Source organism: Rhodococcoides trifolii, assembly GCF_014635345.1.
GTDB lineage: Bacteria > Actinomycetota > Actinomycetes > Mycobacteriales > Mycobacteriaceae > Rhodococcoides > Rhodococcoides trifolii.
This window is the reverse complement of record NZ_BMCU01000015.1, coordinates 1-964: the sequence shown is the minus strand read 5'-3', so window position 1 is coordinate 964 and position 964 is coordinate 1. Positions and strand designations below refer to the sequence as shown.

At 64.6% G+C, this 964-nt stretch carries 3 protein-coding genes; 1 reads left to right on the top strand and 2 read right to left on the bottom strand.

The window, feature by feature from the left end; all coding sequences use genetic code 11:
* Window positions 1-194, top strand: a 194-nt coding sequence (locus tag IEW02_RS25305) for a hypothetical protein (RefSeq protein ID WP_229746327.1), incomplete at its 5' end; no start/stop codon positions are given.
* Window positions 195-222: 28 nt separating this feature from the next.
* On the opposite strand, the gene IEW02_RS24985 is transcribed toward IEW02_RS25305, so the two are convergent.
* Complete coding sequence (locus IEW02_RS24985) at window positions 223-375, bottom strand: hypothetical protein (protein ID WP_156148856.1); 153 nt, start codon at window positions 373-375, stop codon at window positions 223-225.
* A 247-nt stretch (window positions 376-622) separates the two neighbouring features.
* On the bottom strand, window positions 623-964 hold a 342-nt coding region (locus IEW02_RS24980; protein ID WP_503633837.1), incomplete at its 5' end, for an SLAC1 family transporter.

The window sequence follows — 964 nt, the reverse complement described above, 5'->3', positions numbered from 1 at the left end:
AGGCTCTCGATGGCTACATGCGCGTCATCACTGCATCTGCTCCCACCCGCCTCCTCCCGGTGATTGCGGCACCGCACCCCTCGGCTCGCAACGCACACGCACCGGCGGCTGCTCGCCAGCGGTTGATCAACGCAGCACTGTCGGTCGCAACGCACCTGGAGAAGGCACCTGAACCCCGCACTGTGCTGAGGTAGGGCGGATCGTGCTGCTGCCTCCGACCGGTCAGTCCTGGTGGGGCTGGCGTTCGCCGGTGTTGGTGTCGATGTCGATCACCTCGTCCGGGCTGTCGGGGTGGTACTGGACAATGTGTTGTTCGGCGACACCCCGGCGTGCACCGTCTCGATAGGAGAACCAACATCCCGCGAACAGCACCACTGTCGCGATCGCTGCGACGACGGTCCAGCCCTCCCGCCGGCGAGGGCAGTGAGAAGGGCCCCGCAGCAGCTGTTCCCGCCATCAGCAACAGCCAGGCCAGATAATTTTCGGTGACTCGTGCCCAGATGCGTCCGCGGCGGCCCCGTCTCGGGGTATCGGAAGTCGGTGTGTCTGCATTCGGTGTGTTCATCGATCGACGCCGTTCGTTCGGTATCAGCGTTCCGAGTGGGTACTACCCGCGGTCGGTTCAGCTGGGTTGAAAAATTTTTCCTTGGACGCTGCCGCGGAGAGTGTGGGCGGCGACTGTGCCCCAGGCTGCGAGCAAGGCCGCATACAGTCCGATTGCAAGGGCCTCGACCGCGGCCGACCCCAGAGTGCCGCCGAGGGCAGTGGCACCGGTGACGCACGTGCCGATGGGGAAGGTGAACGACCACCAGGTCAGTGAGAATGTCAGTCCCTTCTGGGCGGCATGGATGGTGAGGGCGGTTGCGAGGATGAACATCAAGACGCCGAAGCCGCCCATGATCAGTCCGTACAGAATGCCGAACACGTGCAGGCCGGTTGCGACGGAGGCGGTCTCGCCGGTGAA